The 1,810-nt window shown below is 36.5% G+C and carries 1 protein-coding gene; it reads left to right on the top strand.

The annotated features are described in order from the left end of the window. Positions 1-423 precede the first annotated feature (423 nt). Positions 424-1,557, top strand: coding sequence for an ISAs1 family transposase (locus IQ246_RS29515; protein WP_194006826.1), 1,134 nt, complete (start codon positions 424-426; stop codon positions 1,555-1,557). Positions 1,558-1,810: the final 253 nt, after the last annotated feature.

The following is a 1,810-nucleotide window of genomic DNA, read 5'->3' as shown; positions in this document are numbered from 1 at the left end:
CAGGGCAAACGCATCTAAATATTGACAAGCCTGAATCAGGATGAAATACACCAAGATTCAAACTACATAAGGCTTTGAGGAAATTAAATCTCACTGAGTGTGAAAATGATAATCATTAGGAGGGGAGTTAGAGGCAGCCGATGGCTGCCTGAATTTTCACAGTCAGTTCTCCACTCTTCTAGCGTAGGTTTTCTCACAGTCTGATTCTCAATAGTCTTAGATTAATGACCAGGAATCACGAGAAGATCAGCGCAAAGAAAAACTCAATTTATGCGATCGCTAGCGCGTTGGGCGGTTACGCCATCGAAAACTCTTCAAAGTGCTTATTACAGATGGCGTGAAGAGTCAGGACGGCTGCCTGTCAGAGAACGTGGTATTCTCACATTTATCAGAAAGAAGAATTACATTCTCCCATCTCATAAGATGAAGCTAAAACCAAAAATCACGATTGCTGATCATTTTTTGGGGATAGAAGACCCACGAATTGACCGCACTAAACGACACAATTTAATTGATATCATGACCATTGCCGTATGTGCAGTGATTTGTGGAGCGGATGGTTGGACGGCAATCGAGACGTATGGCTGTGCGAAATATGAGTGGCTAAAAACATTTTTAGAATTACCAAATGGCATTCCATCCCACGATACATTTGCACGAGTTTTTGCACAAATAAATCCTCAACAGTTTCAAGAATGTTTTCTTTGTTGGATGAAATCAATACAGAAGATAACTTCTGGGGAAGTGGTTGCGCTTGATGGGAAAACCTTACGTGGTTCTTATGATAATAGTAGTGACCAAAGCGCAATTATAATGGTAAGCGCCTGGGCAACTACGAATAAATTAGTTTTGGGACAAGTGAAAGTAAATGAGAAATCAAATGAGATTACAGCAATTCCAGAATTATTAAAGGTCTTAGAACTATCTGGATGTATTGTGACAATTGATGCAATTGGTTGCCAGAAAGAAATCGTAAAATTAATCACATCGCAAAATGCCGATTATGTAATTGCGTTAAAGAAGAATCAAGGAAATCTTCATGATGAAGTCGAAAAACTCTTCTCTTCAGGGATAGCGACAGATTTTGATGGGATTGAACATAGCACATATAAGACAGAAGAAGCAGGGCATGGTCGTCATGAAATCCGCAATTACGTAATGTTATCTCAAATTCAGTCTCGGCTTAACCCAGATTCAGTTTGGTCAAATTTTAATAGTGTTGGGATGGTAGAATCCGTCCGTTCATTAAATGGTGAAACAACGGTTGAAACCCATTATTTTATCAGTAGCCTTGAGTCAAATGCTAAACAGTTTGGTAATTCTATTCGCAGTCATTGGGGAATTGAGAATTCATTACATTGGATATTGGATGTCGCTTTGAAAGAAGATGACTGTCGAATTAGAAAAGATAATGCTCCACAGAATTTTGCAATTCTCAGACATATTGCAGTCAACCTTTTAGGTCAAGAGAAGCGCGTCAAACGTGGAATAAAAAATAAACAGTTTCTCGCTGGGCTGGATAACAATTATTTAGCAAGAGTTTTAGCATTAGCATAAACTAATATATCATAAATTAAATTTGAATCTTTAGGAATAAATTCAGTTTTCCTCTAGATAAACACACTTTTATAAACTCGAATATCGAGTTATTTTAGTATCAATAAATAATCATTTAGTTTCAGATAATCTAATTCATATTTTTCAGAATACTTCATTCATTTTATTTATCATTTTAGGAATTTTTACACTTATCTATGTCATTTTGAAATCTCTCTTAGTTTTTATTAGTAAATAAGGTGCGTTTCCCCTA

Source organism: aff. Roholtiella sp. LEGE 12411 (assembly GCF_015206995.1).
Classification (GTDB): Bacteria; Cyanobacteriota; Cyanobacteriia; order Cyanobacteriales; family Nostocaceae; genus Komarekiella.
The sequence above is the reverse complement of the archived record's forward strand: the minus strand, read 5'-3'. Positions and strand labels throughout refer to the sequence as shown.